1 protein-coding gene is annotated in these 598 nt (G+C 47.0%); it reads right to left on the reverse strand.

The window, feature by feature from the left end:
* Positions 1-501, reverse strand: a 501-nt coding sequence (locus AACQ83_RS24390) for an IS4/Tn5 family transposase DNA-binding protein (protein ID WP_146748320.1), incomplete at its 3' end; no start/stop codon positions are given.
* Between the last annotated feature and the right edge of the window lie 97 nt (positions 502-598).

Below are 598 nucleotides of genomic sequence, written 5' to 3' on the forward strand. Positions count from 1 at the left end.
TTTTTCTTGATACGGGCGGGTCTCACGCTGTTTTTTCTTGCCATAGTCATTGATGTTTCTCACCCCGCGTTTTTGTTCAATCAACCCGACAACCTGTTGTTGATTGGGGGCAAAAAGCAGTACTGAATGCGCCAGCATTCCCGTGGGTTTTTGACTGGATGAGGTATAGCCCATTTCATCCCTGACGGTTTCATGCGTAAAATTCAGCGTCGTGGTATCTTCCAGCGCGAGCAGGCAGTCACAGGATTTAACCCGCGCAGCGGTGGCAGCAAAACCCGCCTCTGCAATGGCATCGGCTTTAACATCCGTATTACGGATAAAACGGTAAGCCGCTTCGATATCAGCGGGGGTATCCAGAGATTTCACAATCGATTTTCCTATGTTGTTAGCGAGTGATGAGGAGACTTTTACCAACCGTTCGGTGCGCCGCTGGTCACCCAGTTTTGCGCCTGAGAACGTCTCTTTTGCCCAGTGTTCTGCTTCCGTTACAAACCTGGTCAATTTACCTCAATTTATCGTTTTATCCTGAAAACTATCATTTAGGCAGAAGTACACAAATTCCTCAATATTTACTGAGGGATTTGTGTATAAGAGACAG

The organism is Photorhabdus sp. S10-54 (genome assembly GCF_963878145.1).
Lineage (GTDB): Bacteria > Pseudomonadota > Gammaproteobacteria > Enterobacterales > Enterobacteriaceae > Photorhabdus > Photorhabdus kayaii.